Annotated in this window: 15 protein-coding genes; all 15 read left to right on the top strand. The window is 59.9% G+C overall.

What is annotated here, in order from left to right:
• A partial coding sequence (gene nqrA, locus J5F18_RS13590) for an NADH:ubiquinone reductase (Na(+)-transporting) subunit A (protein WP_346299142.1) occupies positions 1-898 on the top strand: 898 nt, incomplete at its 5' end.
• Complete coding sequence (locus J5F18_RS13585) at positions 898-2124, top strand: NADH:ubiquinone reductase (Na(+)-transporting) subunit B (protein ID WP_346299141.1); 1227 nt, start codon at positions 898-900, stop codon at positions 2122-2124. The genes nqrA and J5F18_RS13585, both read left to right, overlap by 1 nt.
• Entirely contained in the window at positions 2124-2939 is an 816-nt protein-coding gene (locus tag J5F18_RS13580) for a Na(+)-translocating NADH-quinone reductase subunit C (RefSeq protein ID WP_346299140.1), read from the top strand. Before J5F18_RS13585 ends, J5F18_RS13580 begins: the two co-directional genes overlap by 1 nt.
• Positions 2940-2941: 2 nt before the next feature.
• A complete protein-coding gene (locus tag J5F18_RS13575) occupies positions 2942-3610 on the top strand; it encodes an NADH:ubiquinone reductase (Na(+)-transporting) subunit D (RefSeq protein WP_346299139.1) in 669 nt (222 codons plus the stop codon).
• Position 3611: 1 nt separating this feature from the next.
• Positions 3612-4229, top strand: a complete 618-nt coding sequence (gene nqrE / locus J5F18_RS13570; protein WP_346299138.1) for an NADH:ubiquinone reductase (Na(+)-transporting) subunit E — start codon at positions 3612-3614, stop codon at positions 4227-4229.
• Positions 4230-4297: 68 nt separating this feature from the next.
• Entirely contained in the window at positions 4298-5530 is a 1233-nt protein-coding gene (gene nqrF / locus J5F18_RS13565) for an NADH:ubiquinone reductase (Na(+)-transporting) subunit F (RefSeq protein ID WP_346299137.1), read from the top strand.
• Between the two features lie 35 nt (positions 5531-5565).
• The gene (locus J5F18_RS13560) at positions 5566-6282 is read left to right on the top strand and encodes an FAD:protein FMN transferase (protein ID WP_346299136.1); all 717 of its coding nucleotides are present in this window, start codon (positions 5566-5568) and stop codon (positions 6280-6282) included.
• Positions 6283-6311: 29 nt separating this feature from the next.
• Positions 6312-6566: a (Na+)-NQR maturation NqrM gene (gene nqrM, locus J5F18_RS13555; RefSeq protein ID WP_346299135.1), complete on the top strand. Its 255-nt coding sequence runs from the start codon at positions 6312-6314 to the stop codon at positions 6564-6566.
• 239 nt (positions 6567-6805) lie between these two features.
• Positions 6806-8203 (top strand): Si-specific NAD(P)(+) transhydrogenase, encoded by a 1398-nt coding sequence (gene sthA / locus J5F18_RS13550; RefSeq protein WP_346299134.1) that lies wholly within the window; start codon positions 6806-6808, stop codon positions 8201-8203.
• Positions 8204-8704: 501 nt separating this feature from the next.
• Positions 8705-10738 carry an acyltransferase family protein gene (locus J5F18_RS13545; RefSeq protein WP_346299133.1) on the top strand — a complete coding sequence of 678 codons (2034 nt, stop codon included), beginning with the start codon at positions 8705-8707 and terminating at the stop codon, positions 10736-10738.
• Between the two features lie 76 nt (positions 10739-10814).
• Positions 10815-11882, top strand: coding sequence for an SDR family oxidoreductase (locus J5F18_RS13540; protein WP_346299132.1), 1068 nt, complete (start codon positions 10815-10817; stop codon positions 11880-11882).
• A 53-nt stretch (positions 11883-11935) separates the two neighbouring features.
• Complete coding sequence (gene rfbF, locus J5F18_RS13535) at positions 11936-12712, top strand: glucose-1-phosphate cytidylyltransferase (protein ID WP_346299131.1); 777 nt, start codon at positions 11936-11938, stop codon at positions 12710-12712.
• A gap of 51 nt (positions 12713-12763) precedes the next feature.
• Entirely contained in the window at positions 12764-14086 is a 1323-nt protein-coding gene (locus J5F18_RS13530; RefSeq protein WP_346299130.1) for an NAD(P)-dependent oxidoreductase, read from the top strand.
• An 11-nt stretch (positions 14087-14097) separates the two neighbouring features.
• A complete protein-coding gene (gene rfbC, locus J5F18_RS13525; protein WP_346299129.1) occupies positions 14098-14646 on the top strand; it encodes a dTDP-4-dehydrorhamnose 3,5-epimerase in 549 nt (182 codons plus the stop codon).
• 123 nt (positions 14647-14769) lie between these two features.
• Entirely contained in the window at positions 14770-15840 is a 1071-nt protein-coding gene (locus J5F18_RS13520; RefSeq protein ID WP_346299128.1) for a glycosyltransferase family 2 protein, read from the top strand.
• Positions 15841-15881: the final 41 nt, after the last annotated feature.

Here is a 15881-nt window from a genome sequence, read left to right as displayed (position 1 = left end):
CGTCACCGCCGTGGATACCCATCCGCTGTGCCCGAATCCCGCCGAGATCATCAACGAACAGCCTCAGGCCTTCGAGGATGGGCTCAAGGTGCTGGCGCGGCTGACCGAGGGCAAGGTCTTCCTGTGCACCACCCCCGGGGCGAAGATCCCCGGTGGCGACGTCAAGGGCGTGCAGGTCGAGGCCTTCGGCGGGCTGCATCCGGCCGGCCTGGTGGGTACCCACATCCACTATCTCTCGCCCGTGGCACTGCACAAGCGCGTCTGGCACATCGGCTACCAGGATGTGATCGCCTTCGGCAAGCTGTTCGCGGAGGGCAAGCTGGAGACCAGCCGCGTCGTCGCCGTGGGCGGGCCGCGTGCCGAGAAGCCGCGCCTGCTGCGCACCCGCATCGGCGCCAGCTCCGAGGAACTGCTGGCCGGCGAGATCGTCGATCCCGTCGAGACCCGGGTGATCTCCGGTTCGGTCTTCTCGGGTTTTGCCTGCGAGGGTTCGCTGCGCTACCTGGGCCGCTTCCACAACCAGTTCAGCCTGCTCGAAGAGGGCAACAAGCGCCAGTGGATGTCCTGGCTGTCGCCGGGTGCCCATCGCCATTCGGTAATGGGGATCTACCTGTCGAAGATCACCGGCCTCCAGAACTACGCGCCGACCACCTCCACCAACGGCTCCGAGCGCGCCATGGTGCCGGTGGGCATGTACGAGGAGGTGATGCCGCTGGACATCCTGCCCACGCAGCTGCTGCGCTCGCTGATCGTCGGTGACATCGAGTCGGCGATGCAGCTCGGCTGTCTGGAGCTGGATGAAGAGGACCTGGCCCTGTGCACCTACGTGTGCCCGGGCAAGTACGAGTACGGTCCCATCCTGCGTGACAACCTCACCCTGATCGAGAAAGAGGCCTGATGATGGGTATCCGACAGACACTCGACAATCTCGAGCCGCACTTCCACAAGGGTGGTAAGTACGAGAAGTTCTATCCGCTCTACGAGGCGGTGGACACCATCTTCTACTCACCGCCCAGCGTGACCAAGACCACGGCCCACGTGCGTGATGGCGTGGATCTCAAGCGCATCATGATCACCGTCTGGATGTGTACCTTCCCGGCGATGTTCTTCGGCATGTGGAACGCCGGCTGGCAGGCCAACATGGCCGTCGCCGACGGCTATGCCTCCATGGCCGGCTGGCGCGAGGCGATCCTGCTGACCCTGGCCGCCGGTCACGATCCGGGCAGCCTGTGGGCCAACTTCGTGCTCGGCGCCACCTACTTCCTGCCGATCTACCTGGTGACCTTCGTGGTCGGCGGCTTCTGGGAGGTGCTCTTCGCGGTCAAGCGCGGGCACGAGGTCAACGAGGGCTTCTTCGTCACCTCCGTGCTCTATGCCCTGATCCTGCCGGCCACCATCCCGCTGTGGCAGGTGGCGCTGGGCATCACCTTCGGTATCGTGATCGGCAAGGAGATCTTCGGCGGTACCGGCAAGAACTTCCTCAACCCGGCGTTGACCGGCCGCGCCTTCCTGTTCTTCGCCTACCCGGCGCAGATCTCCGGCGATGCGGTGTGGGTGGCCGCCGACGGCTTCACCGGCGCCACCGCGCTCTCCATCGCCTTCCAGGACGGCATGGCCGCCCTGACCGCCGAGCTCAGCTGGTGGGACGCCTTCTTCGGCTTCATGCAGGGCTCGGTGGGTGAGACCTCGACGCTGGCGATACTGATCGGCCTGGCCGTGCTGCTATGGACCAAGATCGCCTCGTGGCGAATCGTGCTCGGGGTCTTCCTCGGCATGGTGGCGACCAGCGCGCTGTTCAACCTGATCGGTTCCGACACCAACCCGATGTTCGCCATGCCCTGGTACTGGCACCTGGTGCTCGGCGGCTTCGCCTTCGGCATGGTGTTCATGGCCACCGATCCGGTGTCGGCCTCCATGACCAACCAGGGTCGGCTGATCTTCGGCGCGTTGATCGGGGTCCTGGTGGTGCTGATCCGCGTGGTGAACCCGGCCTTCCCCGAGGGCATGATGCTGGCGATCCTGTTCGCGAACCTGTTCGCGCCGCTCATCGACCACATCTTTGTTCAGGCCAACATCAAGCGCCGCAAGCTGCGCACCGGTACACCGGCCGAGGAGACTGCCTGATGGCACAGAGTAACGACTCCATCAAGAAGATCCTGACGGTGGCCTTCGCACTCTGCATCGTGTGCTCGGTCATCGTCTCCACCGCCGCGGTGGCGCTGCGCCCCATACAGCAGCTCAACGAGGAGCTGGACCGCAAGACCAACGTCCTGCGCGTGGCCGGGCTCTATGAGCGCGGCATGGATGTGGAAGCGGCCTTCCGCGAGATCACGGCGCGGGTCGTCAACCTGGAGACCGGCGAGTACTCCGATCGGCACGACCCGGAGACCTTCGATGGCTTCGAGGCCCGACGCGATCCGGCGGCCTCACGGACCCTCTCCGGTGCCCGCGATCCGGCCGGCCTGTCCCGCGTCGAGCACTACGCCACCGTCTACCTGGTCGGCGATCCCGACGACCCCGAACAGATCATCCTGCCCATTCGTGGCCAGGGCCTGTGGGGGCTGATGCGTGGCTTCCTGGCCGTGGAGGGTGACGGCAACACCATCGTCGGCATCACCTTCTTCGAGCACAGCGAGACTCCGGGGCTGGGTGCCGAGGTCAACAACCCGCGCTGGCAGGCCCAGTGGGATGGCAAGCGGATCTTCGCCGAAGAGGGTGACCTGAACCCGGCCATCCGCGTGGCCCGCGGCAGCGGCAGCGGTGATCATGAGGTGGATGGCCTCTCCGGTGCTACCCTGACGGCCAACGGCGTGACCAACATGCTGCAGTTCTGGCTGAGCCCGGAAGGCTTCGGTGAGTACCTGGCGAGGTTCCGTGCCAGCGTCGACCCGGATGACGCCCAGGACGCCGACGTCGAACTCGAAGCGGAAGGAGCCTGATCATGGCGGAAGCATCAACCAAGAGCGTCTTGATGACGCCATTGTTCAAGAACAACCCCATCGCGCTGCAGGTGCTCGGCATCTGCTCCGCCCTGGCGGTGACGACCAGCATGAGCGTCTCGCTGGTCATGACCCTCGCGGTCATCTTTGTCTGTGCCTTCTCCAACCTGTTCGTGTCGCTGATCCGGCACCACATTCCCTCGTCCATCCGCATCATCGTGCAGATGACCATCATCGCCTCCCTGGTGATCGTGGTGGATCAGGTACTCAAGGCGTTCGCCTACGAGATGTCCAAGCAGCTCTCGGTGTTCGTCGGCCTGATCATCACCAACTGCATCATCATGGGGCGTGCGGAAGGCTTCGCCATGCAGAACGGGCCGAAGCTCTCCTTCATCGATGGCGTGGGCAACGGGATCGGCTACGGCTTCATCCTGATGACCGTGGGCTTCTTCCGTGAGCTGTTCGGCTCCGGCAGCATCTTCGGCTTCACCGTGCTGCAGCCGGTGCAGGATGGCGGCTGGTACGTGCCCAACGGCCTGCTGCTGCTGCCGCCGTCGGCGTTCTTCATCATCGGCCTGATCATCTGGGTGCTGCGTGCCTTCCACCCGGAGCAGGTCGAGGAGAACGAATTCAAGATGAAGCACAACACCGAACCGAAGGAGGCCGTGTAACATGGAACACTACATCAGTCTGTTCGTCGCCTCGGTCTTCGTCGAGAACCTGGCCCTGGCCTTCTTCCTGGGCATGTGTACCTTCCTGGCCGTGTCCAAGAAGGTCTCCGCGGCCTTCGGCCTGGGCATCGCGGTGATCGTGGTGCTGACGATCGCCGTGCCGGTGAACAACGTCATCTACAACGCCCTGCTGGCGGAAGGGGCCCTGTCCTGGACCGGCATCCGCGGTGCCGAGAACATCGACCTCTCCTTCCTGGGCCTGCTCAGCTATATCGGCGTCATCGCCGCGCTGGTGCAGATCCTCGAGATGTTCCTCGACAAGTACGTGCCCGTGCTCTACAACGCGCTCGGCGTCTTCCTGCCGCTGATCACCGTGAACTGCGCCATCCTCGGTGGCGTGCTGTTCATGGTCGAGCGTAACTACAACTTCGGCGAGTCCGTGGTCTATGGCTTCGGTTCCGGGGTTGGCTGGGCGCTGGCCATCACCGCGCTGGCGGGTCTGCGCGAGAAGCTCAAGTACAGCGACGTGCCGGGTTCCCTGCAGGGCCTGGGCATCACCTTCATCACCGTGGGGCTGATGTCGCTGGGCTTCATGTCCTTCTCCGGCATCCAGCTCTGAGGCAGCTCGTGTTCACCCGGTGGTTCCGCCGCCGGGTGCCAGACAACGTGAAGCAATAGGAAACCGACATGGTTGATACATCCGTCATCTTGCTCGGTGTGGTCATGTTCACCCTGATCGTCATCGGTCTGACCCTGGTGATCCTGGCCGCCCGCAGCAAGCTCGTCAGCACCGGGGACGTGACCATCGAGGTCAATGGCGACCCCGAGCACACTCTGACTACCCAGGCCGGCGGCAAGCTGCTCAATACCCTGGCCGCCAACGGCATCTTCCTCTCTTCCGCTTGCGGTGGCGGCGGCTCCTGCGCCCAGTGCAAGTGTCGCGTGGAAGAGGGCGGTGGGGCGATCCTGCCCACCGAGGAGTCCCACTTCACCATGCGCGAGAAGAAGGACGGCTGGCGCCTCTCCTGCCAGGTGCCGGTGAAGCAGGACATGAAGGTCGAGGTGCCCGAGGAGGTCTTCGGCGTCAAGAAGTGGGAGTGCGAGGTCATCTCCAATCCCAACGTCGCCACCTTCATCAAGGAGCTCAACCTCAAGCTGCCCGAGGGCGAGAACGTCGAGTTCCGCGCCGGCGGCTACGTGCAGCTGGTGGCGCCGCCCTACGACATCAAGTTCTCCGACTTCGATATCGAGGAGGAGTACCGGGGCGACTGGGACAAGTTTGACCTGTTCAAGATCTCCCACAAGAACAACGAGGAAGTCATCCGCGCCTACTCCATGGCGAACTACCCGGAAGAGAAGGGCATCCTCAAGTTCAACATCCGCATCGCCACGCCGCCGCCCAACACCAACCATCCGCCGGGGCTGATGTCCACCTACGTCTTCAGCCTGAAGCCGGGGGACAAGGTCACCGTGATGGGACCCTTCGGCGAGTTCTTCGCCAAGGACACCGACGCCGAGATGGTCTTCGTCGGTGGCGGTGCGGGCATGGCGCCGATGCGCAGCCACATCTTCGACCAGCTCAAGCGCCTCGATTCCAAGCGCACGATCTCGTTCTGGTACGGTGCGCGCTCCTGGCGCGAGACCTTCTACAACGACGAGTACGACAAGCTGGCCGAGGAGCATGACAACTTCGAGTGGCACCTGGCCCTTTCCGATCCGATGCCCGAGGACAACTGGGATGGTCCCACCGGCTTCATCCACAACGTCCTCTACGAGAACTACCTCAAGGATCATCCGGCGCCCGAAGACTGCGAGTACTACATGTGCGGGCCGCCCATGATGAACGCCTCCGTGATCAAGATGCTGCTGGATCTGGGCGTCGAGCCCGAGAACATCCTGCTGGACGACTTCGGCGGATGATCTCCCTCGCCGCGAGGCGACACCCGGGGCTGGCCATGCGGCCAGCCCTCTTTCTGTTAACCCTGCTGATGTCGCTGGTCCTGCTGGCGGGCTGTCGTCAGCCGGGGGAATGGCATCAGTTCGAGGGCGTGGCCCTCGGCACCGGCTACCACATCACGCTGAATGGCGACCTGGACGAGGAGCAGCGCCTGCTCCTCCAGGCCGCCATCCAGGGTGAATTGGCCAGCCTGGACACGGAGCACGCGGCCCTTGCCCGGCTCCTCGCGGCGGGGCGCCTGCCCGGGCGCGACTGGCCCGCCTACGCCGGGGTCAGCGGGTATCTGCGAGAGGTGTTGCACGCCCGGGCGGTGGACCGCCTGGACCGGGTGCTAGGGGAGTTCGCCGTGGCACACGGCATGATCGAGCTCGGCGGCGTGATCCGCACCCGGGGCATGGCCGGGCGGCATCCCTGGCGGGTGACCTTGCCCCATACCGGCCTCGCCGATGCCCCCGACCTGCGCCTGCGCCTGCAGGACAGCGCCTTGGTCAGCCGCTCGGCGGCGGAGCCGGGGGGCGAGGCGCCGGCCCCCACGCGGCTCCTCGCGGTCAGCGTGGTGGCATCCAGCGCGGAGGCGGCGGAGCGCCTGGCCAGGGAGCTGCTGGCCGCCGATCCGGACGCGATCACGGAACAGCCCGCCCGACTCGTGGTCCTCACACCACAGGGCATTGAATTGGTTACCGGTTCTTCCCTCGAGCCACTGCTCGAACGGTGACCCAAGGACGGTGACCCAAGGAGAGTGACATGACTATCTGGTTAATGGTTTTTGCCTTCATGCTGCTGATCATGGCCGCCATGGCGATCGGGGTGATCCTCGGCCGCAAGCCGATCGCCGGCTCCTGCGGCGGGCTCAACCGACTGGGCCTCAAGGAGGGCTGCGAGGTGTGCGGCGGCAAGGATGAGGTGTGCGAGGAAGAGAATCGCAAGCAAGGCAGCGTCCGCCGCCGCAGCGACGAGAGCCGCGGCGCCGACCTGGGGTACGACGCGACAAGGCGCTAGGCCCTAGGCCCTTCGGGCAGCGCCTAGCGTCCAGTGACATTGGAGTTGTGGGAGGCCGGGTTCCCCGGGCGAATGGAGGCCGAAGGACTCCCAGTGGGAGATGCCAACACAAGCAACGCCGCCGGGGCGCCTGTGGCGCCATTCGCTCGGCATAGCCGACCTCCCACAAGACTCGGCTGCCCTTGGCGCCCGGCGCCCGGCGCTCGTAACGGATGTTGAAAAAGGAGATCGAACGGCCAATGGCAGTCCAACACTATGACGTGGTGGTGATCGGTACCGGGCCGGCGGGGGAGAGCGCCGCCATCAACGCCGCCAAGCACGGCCGGCGGGTGGCGGTGGTCGAGAAGCAGCCGCTGGTGGGGGGCAACTGTACCCACTGGGGCACCATTCCCTCCAAGGCGCTACGCCACCAGGTCAAGCAGATCATGCAGTTCAACACCAACCGCATGTTCCGCGATATCGGCGAGCCGCGCTGGTTCTCCTTCCCCAAGGTGATGGAACGCTCCCGGGTCACCATCGACAAGCAGGTGGAGATGCGTACCCGGTTCTACGCTCGCAATCGCATCGACCTGTACAGCGGCGTGGCGCGCTTCAAGGATGAGCATACCCTGCTGGTGCGCAACGACCAGGAGGGCATCGGCATGGAGGAGCTGGTCGCCCAGAAGGTGATCCTCGCCACTGGCTCGCGGCCCTATCGGCCCGCGGACATCAACTTCCGCCATCCACGGATCTACTGCTCCGATACCATCCTGAGCCTTTCCCATACCCCCCGGACCCTGATCATCTTCGGCGCGGGGGTCATCGGCTGCGAGTACGCGTCGATCTTCTCCGGCCTGGGGGTAAAGGTCGACCTGATCAACAACCGCGACAGCCTGCTCTCCTTCCTCGACGACGAGATCTCTGATGCGCTCTCCTACCACCTGCGCAAGCACGGGGTGCTGATCCGCCACAACGAGGAGTACGAGCGCGTGGAGTGCGATGACGCCGGCGTCACCGTCCACCTGAAGTCAGGCAAGCGGCTGCGCGCCGACGCCTTCCTGTGGGCCAACGGGCGCACCGGCAACACCGACCAGCTGGGCCTCGAGAACATCGGCCTCGAGGCCAACTCCCGTGGCCAGCTCGCGGTGGACGAGCACTACCGCACGGCGGTCCCGCATATCTACGCCGCCGGCGACGTCATCGGCTGGCCGAGCCTCGCCAGCGCGGCCTACGACCAGGGGCTGAACGCCTCCAGCGAAATGGTGGATGACGACTTCCGCTACGTCACCGAGGTGCCCACCGGCATCTACACCATCCCCGAGATCAGCTCGTTCGGCCGCAACGAACGCGAGCTGACCCAGGAACGGGTCCCCTACGAGGTGGCCCAGGCGTTCTTCAAGGACACCGCCCGCGCCCAGATCACCGGCGATACCGTGGGCATGCTCAAGATCCTCTTCGACCAGGACACCCTGGAGATCTACGGCATCCACTGCTTCGGCGACCAGGCCTCGGAGATCGTCCATATCGGCCAGGCGATCATGCAGCAGAAGGGCGAGGCCAACACCCTCAAGTACTTCGTCAACACCACCTTCAACTACCCCACCATGGCCGAGGCCTACCGGGTCGCGGCCCAGAACGGCCTGAACCGGGTGTTCTGAACCGCCCAGCCGGCTCCCGCCCAGACACGGCGTGAGAACCCACCTGCCCCTTGTTGCCAAGGGCAGGTGGGTGCCTGTCTCGCCCTCCTGGCCTGGCTCCCTCAGGCCGAAGACCGCCTCTCCAGACCCGCCTTGCCCAAGGCGAGGGTGGCCCTGGCGCTCGCGTCGTGGCCAGGCCACCTGCAATCGATCTCGGGGCTCTCTCCACGGGTACTAGAAATCACACCACGCCAGATTGAAAGCGTCATTGCCGTGGAATGACTAAAACCAACTACGCAAGACACCGAAACGTTTAGTAACATTGCGTATGACAAATTAACAAAAAACGGAAATAGCACGGCACGGCTGGGGAAATGACCAGGAATTCTCCGGCGGTAGCGTGTCCGGGCTTTTATCAGACCGACCAAGCCAGGATGACTCGTTCGGTGGATGCGACTGATTAGCGGTACACGACTTTCTCGCCACGTATTGGCTAAATCCAGATTGTTGGTGAAGGGAAAAATGACTACTACTAACTATAGGCCTGAAGTCGACGGCTTGCGAGCAGTCGCAGTCATTCCCGTCATTTTCTTCCATGCCGGCTTCGAGTGGTTCTCAGGCGGTTATGTCGGGGTCGATGTCTTCTTTGTGGTCAGTGGTTATCTGATTACCGGGATCATCTATGGAGAGATGCAACAGGGTCGTTTCTCGATCATCAATTTCTACGAGAGAAGGGCGAGACGGATCTTGCCCGCGTTGACATTCGTCAGCCTGATCAGCCTCGTGGTGGCGTGGCGCTGGATGTTGCCGGAGGAATTCAAGAGCCTCAGTGAAAGCCTGGTAGCGGTCAACCTGTTTGTCTCCAATATCTATTTTTGGCAGGACATGGACTACTTTGCCGGGCCGGCGGAATTGAAACCCTTCCTGCACACCTGGAGCCTTGCCGTCGAGGAGCAGTTCTACTTTTTATTCCCGTTATTCATGCTGCTGATCGCCAGGTACGGTAAGACGGCGGTTCTGTCGATACTGGGCCTGGGCTTCATGGCCAGCCTGGCGCTGGCAGAATGGGGGTCCGTCAATCATCCGAACGCCAACTTCTACCTGCTCCCGACGCGTGCCTGGGAGTTGCTGGCGGGCTCTCTCATTGCCATCTACCTGCACAACCGGACATTCAATCCATCGGCGCTGGTGGCCAACCTGATGGCGGGAAGCGGCCTGGCACTCGTCATGCTGGCGATCGTCTTCTTCGACGACACCGTCCCGTTCCCCGGCCTGTGGGCCGTCGTGCCGGTGCTGGGGACGTCTCTCATCATCCTGTTCGCCAACAGCGGCAATCTGGTCGGGCGTTTGCTCTCCCTCAAGCCTATGGTGGGGATCGGCTTGATCAGCTACAGCGCCTATCTGTGGCATCAGCCTGTCTTCGCCTTTGCCAGGGAGTTGAGCCTGGAGCCACTGACCCAGGTCGATTTCCTCCAGCTCAGCGTGCTGTCGCTCCTGCTGGCCTGGTTCTCGTGGTGGTTTGTCGAGCAGCCGTTCAGAAACAAGCGGCTGGTGTCACGAGCCCAGATATTCAAGGCATCGCTGACCGTATCCAGCCTGATGATCGGGTTCGGGTTGTATGGTGTCCATAGCCAAGGGATTCCGTGGCGCTTCAACGACGATGTCCAGTTGCTGTCGGAAGTCAGGATGCACAAGCTAATCAACTCGGTGGGCTGCAACTCCACGCCGGGTCATATGCTTTCCATTCAAGAGGCGTGTGAATACAACGCTGCTGAAGAGGGAGAAGTCGTGATCTGGGGCGATAGCCAGGCGACTCCACTGGTGGGACCGGTCGCCGAACGAGTCGATCAACTCGGGATGAAAGTCAAGCAATTGGTTTACACGAATTGCCTGCCCATATCCGGCTATACCAGGCATGACGACACGGATTGTGGTGATTTCAACAAGATGGCGATGGACTATATGATCGGCAACGACGATGTCGAAGTGGTCATCATGCTGGGACGCTACCCCTACCAGTTTGAAGGAGAGTATTTCGATAATGGTGAAGGAGGGGTTAGCGAAGAAAGAAAGATCTATGCGGTGCCGTACAAGAATAATGGCGCAAAGTTCATTGCCGATACATCACAGCGGATCGAGGCCGTCGGTGTCCTGCTCAGAGATACGGTCGAGCGTCTCCTGGAGGATGGCAAGCAAGTCATATTGATCTATCCGGTTCCAGAGGTCGGCTGGGATACTCCCTACTTTCTGGCAAGGGAAATGCTGCATGGTGTTGAGCGGAGTTTACCTTTGTCGACCAGCTATGACGTATTCAGGGAACGCACAGCGTCGACGTATGTGCAGTTCTCAAGGCTCGAGGATCACCCGAATCTTTTAAAGTATGAGCCGTCAACGATCCTCTGCAATGGCTATTTGCCCGGGCGTTGCGCTGCTGAAATGTCGGGCAAGATTCTCTATTACGATGACAACCACCTGAGCCGGTATGGTGCTGATTTCGTGGTGGATAATATTTTCGACAAAATAAGCAAAAAGGGATGGTGGGAAGAAAGACGCTAAGGAGTGAAATTGGCCGAGAAGCCTGAGAAACAGGCAGGCAGTGAAGGTTGATCATGCAACCGGCAGGGGAAGGGAAATGATGAAGATCTTGATTATTGGAAACATGGGATATGTCGGACCGGCGGTTGTCAAGGAGCTGGCTCGCCGTCATCCGGATGCGATACTGCACGGGTTAGACAACGCCTATTTTGCGCACTGCCTGACGGGCGCCCAGACACTACCCGAGCGTCATCTGGAGAAGCAGTTCTTCGGAGATGTGAGGAAGATCCCCGAAGGCATGCTGGAAGGCTACACGGCCGTGGTACAGCTGGCGGCCATCTCGAATGATCCGATGGGCAGTCGGTTTGCCGAAGTGACCAGGGAGATCAATCAGGAAGCGACCGTCCGGATTGCTCGACAGGCGGCTGCGGAAGGGGTCAAGAACTTCGTCTTCGCTTCGAGCTGCAGTGTCTATGGCGTCGCCAGCGGTGACCCGCGCAAGGAGGACGATGCGCTGTCACCGATGACCGACTACGCAAAGTCCAAGATTGGCAGTGAAGAAGCGCTTGCCGGCATCGAAGGCGACATGGTGATCACCAGTCTTCGCTTTTCCACGGCCTGTGGTATGTCTGACCGACTTCGCCTGGATCTGGTACTGAACGACTTCGTTGCCTGCGCGCTATCCCAGAAAAAGATAACCGTACTGAGTGATGGCACCCCTTGGCGGCCATTGATCGATGTGTCGGACATGGCAAGGGCCATCGACTGGGCCGTTCAGCGTGACGCCGCGAATGGCGGCAGAATCTTGAGCATCAACACAGGATCGAACCAGCGTAATCACCAGGTTCGTGATCTCGCCAATGCTGTGGCCGCTGCAGTGCCCGGCACCAGCGTCAGCATCAACGAGGCGGCTGCTGTCGATAGTCGGTCCTACAAGGTCGACTTCAGCCTGTACGAGGACTTGGCGCCGAATCACCAGCCGCAGATGACGCTACAAGACTCCATCCAGGGGCTGATCGAAGGACTGGGCAGAATGAACTTCCAGGATGCCGACTTCCGAGGCTCGTCATTGATGCGCCTTCACGTGCTGCAGGGACATGTAGATGAAGGAAGGCTGACAGATACCTTGACGTGGGCCGATGATCGACCGTCAGGCGCTAGCTGAAGCTGCTCTCTTTCCAAGGTGTGCTGTTACCATAAAACGCAGGAGCGATAATCATGAAAGTTGTCATTCTGGCAGGTGGTTTTGGGACTCGGCTCAGTGAAGAAACGGCCATTCGACCGAAGCCGATGGTCGAGGTAGGCGGGCGGCCGATTCTTTGGCATATCATGAAGATATACTCTCACTATGGTTTCAAGGACTTTGTCATCCTGGGTGGGTACAAGGTGGATTCCATTCGTGACTACTTTCTCAACTATCGTGGCAAGCAGACCGACTATACGATCGATCTGAAAAGCGGCCGTGTGGAGTGGTTGCGTGGCATCAATGAGGATTGGACGGTCACCGTACTGGATACAGGACCGGAGTCACTCACCGGTGGGCGAATCAAGAGAGCCAAGGAACTGATCGGCAATGAGCCTTTCTGCCTGACCTATGGTGATGGCGTAAGCGATGTGAATATCAGTGAGCTCGTGGAATCTCACAAGGCATCCGGCTGCTGGTGTACGCTGACGGCCGTGACCCAGCCAGGCCGCTATGGTGCCTTGCGACTCGATGATCAGAGCAGCCATGTGATGGCCTTCCGGGAAAAGGGGGAAGTGGATGGTGGCTTGATCAACGGCGGGTTCTTCGTCTGTGAGCCGGAGGTCCTTGATCTGATCGATGATGACTATACGACATGGGAGAACGAGCCCATGGAGCGTCTGGTCAAGATGAACAAGCTCGGCTATTACCACCATCAAGGGTATTGGCAAAGCATGGATTCACTGCGGGACAGGATGGTGTTGGAATCAAAGTGGGCGGATAATCCCCCATGGAAGGTATGGAAGGATTGAAGGCGTACTAGCTCAGTCATATCCTGACCAGACTATCCTTGCGAGATGACCATGATAATAGTAGATACTGCCTTGGCAAGAAGGGAAGCGGAGGGCAAACCGATCCGAGTAGGGATGATCGGTGCCGGGTTCCAGGGGAAGGGAATCGGGCTCCAGATCATGACGGCAACGCCCGGCATGCGTTTATGTGCCGTGGCCAACCGACACCTGGACTCGGCCAGCGACGTTTTCGGCCAGGTGAGCCGGTTGCCCACACGGTGCGACTCTCTCGCCGAGATCGAGGCGGCATTAGCCAGGGGCGATGCCGTGGTGACGGAGGATGCCAATGCCCTGGCCTCGGCAGAGGGACTGGATGTCATCATCGAGGTGACGGGCTCCATCGAGTTCGCGGCACAGGCCATTGTGACCGCGATCGACAGTGGCAAGCATGTGGTGCAGATGAATGCCGAGCTGGACGGCACCATCGGTCCGATACTGAAGCACCGGGCCGACAAGGCTGGCGTGATCTATACCTTTGCGGATGGTGACCAGCCGGGAGTGCAGATGAACCTCTACCGCTTCGTCGCTGGCCTGGGCGTGAAACCGGTTCTCTGCGGCAATATCAAAGGCTTGCACGACCCCTACCGCAACCCGGAGACGCAGCGTGCCTTTGCGGAGCGTTGGGGGCAGAAGCCGGCCATGGTGGCGTCCTTTGCGGATGGAACCAAGATCTCATTCGAGCAGGCGATTGTCGCCAATGGCACGGGCATGCAGGTGGCGCGTCGCGGCATGCTGGGCCCAGATTTCTCCAACGGCGACCCCGGCTCACCGCTGGTCCCCATCGAAGATACCATCGGCGCGTTCGAACCCTATCTGGACTCAGCTGGCCCCGGCCTGGTGGACTACGTCGTGGGTGCGAGGCCTGGTCCAGGTGTCTTTGTGCTGGGTAGCCTGGAGGATCCGCGCAAGCAGCACTATCTGGAACTCTACAAGCTAGGGAAGGGACCCTACTACTGTTTCTATACCCCCTACCATCTGTGTCATTTCGAAGTGCCGACGTCAGTGGCCCGGGCCTGTCTGCTCGCTGACCCGGTTCTGACTCCCCGTGGCGCGCCAAGGGTTGGAGTCGTTGCCGTGGCCAAGAAGGACCTGGCCGAAGGCGAATGTATCAAGGAGTTTGGTGGTTTCGAGGTATATGGTGTTGCAGAGAACATGGAGACTATCCGCAAGGAACGGCTTCTTCCTGTCGGATTGGCAATTGACTGTGTCATCAGAAGAAATGTGAGCAAGGAGACCCCGCTTACCTGGGATGATGTGCAGCTTCCCGAGGGCCGCCTGGTGGATCGTCTCTATAGCGAACAGGAACGGTTGTTTTCTGGCAATCTCGAAGGATAAAGGAATCTATCATGAAATTCATAAAGACCGATCTCAAGGATGCGTACCTGATTGAACTCGAGATGCGAGGGGACGACAGGGGGTTTTTTGCAAGAAGCATGTGCCGCGACGAATTTTCTGAAGTGGGACTGGATAGCAATTTTGTCCAGCAGAACACCTCCTTTTCGGCTCAGCGCGGCACCCTGAGAGGCATGCACTTCCAGAGGGCTCCCTTTGGCGAAGACAAGCTAGTGCGCTGCATCAGCGGTGCCATTGTCGATGTGATCGTGGATATACGTAAGGATTCACCTACTTACCTGAAGCATCAAATGTTTGAGTTGACAAGCCGTAATAGGCTTCAGCTGTATGTGCCGAAGGGGTTTGCACACTCCTTCATGACCCTGGAGGATAATGTTGAAGTGAGCTATCTGGTAACGGCACCCTATACGCCGGCATCAGAGGATGGCTTGAGATACAGTGATGAGGAACTTGGTATCGATTGGCCGTTGCCGGTTACGGTAATATCGGAGAAGGATGACAGTTGGCCACTGTTGAAAGATCGCCAGGAGGCTCTCTACTGAGGGCGACGTAGGAAGAGGATATTCCAGGTAGTGTGAATGATAAAGAAGGGCCGCCAGTGCTGTCATACTACTTGATGATGTGAGTATTTAGTAGTAGCAGGCCCTTCATCAATAACGACTGGCATGGATGACGAGACAGCATTGTCTGCGCGCAGGATGGAGGTGATGATGACCAGGGTGATAGCAGTTGTTCTGACATACAATAGGCGTGATCTTCTAAAGCGTTGTCTTGATGCTGTCCAGAAGCAGACCAGGCCCTGTGATGAGATCTTTGTCATCAATAATGCCAGCACCGATAATACTGTCGAAATGTTGCGGCGTGAAGAGTATCACGGTATCAAGGTCTATTCTCTGAAGGAAAACCTGGGTGCCGCAGGTGGGTTCCACACAGGCTTCCGGATGGCTTATGATAAGGGGGCAGACCAGGTATGGATGATGGATGATGATGTCATACCCGAACCCGGTGCACTCCAGACCTTGCTGGAAGCCGATGCTCTTCTCGAGCAATACAATGCAAAAAGAAGCTACTTGGTGTCGACCGCGTTTACAGAATCAGGTGAGGTCACGAATACACCGATGATGTGTGAAGGGCTGAACAAGGCCGGATATATGGGGTGGCCCAAGTACCTTCACCATGGAGTCGTCGCTGTCGGAAGCGGTACCTTTGTTTCCATTCTGGTGCCACGTCAGACACTGGAAACATATGGCCTGCCGATTGCTGAGATGTTCATCTGGGGAGAAGATGCAGAATTTACCTTGAGAATCACTCAAGAGGATCCTGGCTACCTGGTGGGTAACAGCAAGGTTTTACATATTCGACACGGTAGTTCCAAGATCAATATTGTGGCAGAAAATAATCCAGTGAGAATTTCCTACTACAAGAATTATGTCAGGAATAACGTGTTTCTGGCGAGAAAATACAAGGGAAAAGTTCGGTTGTGCTCTGTTGTCGTGCATAATTTGATGCTTTCCTTCCGTCTTATGATAAAGGGGGAGTTTCATAAGGCAAGTGTCGTGCTGACTGGCTTGATTCAAAGCATGCGCTTCAAGCCTGCTGCCAGGAGCGTAGATGGCGATTACGACTATTCATGCTTATCCTTGTCAACATGCGGCATCACGAATCAGTACTATAGTGTCACTCCCGAAAGGCTGAAGGAATCGCAGCCTTTTGATGAAGCGAACTGTACACGGTAATGGCGGCTTCAGAGGCTTGTTCAATTGCTTGTGCCAAAGGT

This window comes from Halomonas sp. BM-2019, from assembly GCF_017584085.1.
The sequence above is the reverse complement of the archived record's forward strand: the minus strand, read 5'-3'. Positions and strand labels throughout refer to the sequence as shown.

Coding starts and splice junctions, on each gene's coding strand:
- J5F18_RS13585 (WP_346299141.1), top strand. CDS start 898: ATGATGGGTATCCGACAGACACTCGACAATCTCGAGCCGCACTTCCAC.
- J5F18_RS13580 (WP_346299140.1), top strand. CDS start 2,124: ATGGCACAGAGTAACGACTCCATCAAGAAGATCCTGACGGTGGCCTTC.
- J5F18_RS13575 (WP_346299139.1), top strand. CDS start 2,942: ATGGCGGAAGCATCAACCAAGAGCGTCTTGATGACGCCATTGTTCAAG.
- nqrE (WP_346299138.1), top strand. CDS start 3,612: ATGGAACACTACATCAGTCTGTTCGTCGCCTCGGTCTTCGTCGAGAAC.
- nqrF (WP_346299137.1), top strand. CDS start 4,298: ATGGTTGATACATCCGTCATCTTGCTCGGTGTGGTCATGTTCACCCTG.
- J5F18_RS13560 (WP_346299136.1), top strand. CDS start 5,566: ATGCGGCCAGCCCTCTTTCTGTTAACCCTGCTGATGTCGCTGGTCCTG.
- nqrM (WP_346299135.1), top strand. CDS start 6,312: ATGACTATCTGGTTAATGGTTTTTGCCTTCATGCTGCTGATCATGGCC.
- sthA (WP_346299134.1), top strand. CDS start 6,806: ATGGCAGTCCAACACTATGACGTGGTGGTGATCGGTACCGGGCCGGCG.
- J5F18_RS13545 (WP_346299133.1), top strand. CDS start 8,705: ATGACTACTACTAACTATAGGCCTGAAGTCGACGGCTTGCGAGCAGTC.
- J5F18_RS13540 (WP_346299132.1), top strand. CDS start 10,815: ATGATGAAGATCTTGATTATTGGAAACATGGGATATGTCGGACCGGCG.
- rfbF (WP_346299131.1), top strand. CDS start 11,936: ATGAAAGTTGTCATTCTGGCAGGTGGTTTTGGGACTCGGCTCAGTGAA.
- J5F18_RS13530 (WP_346299130.1), top strand. CDS start 12,764: ATGATAATAGTAGATACTGCCTTGGCAAGAAGGGAAGCGGAGGGCAAA.
- rfbC (WP_346299129.1), top strand. CDS start 14,098: ATGAAATTCATAAAGACCGATCTCAAGGATGCGTACCTGATTGAACTC.
- J5F18_RS13520 (WP_346299128.1), top strand. CDS start 14,770: ATGGATGACGAGACAGCATTGTCTGCGCGCAGGATGGAGGTGATGATG.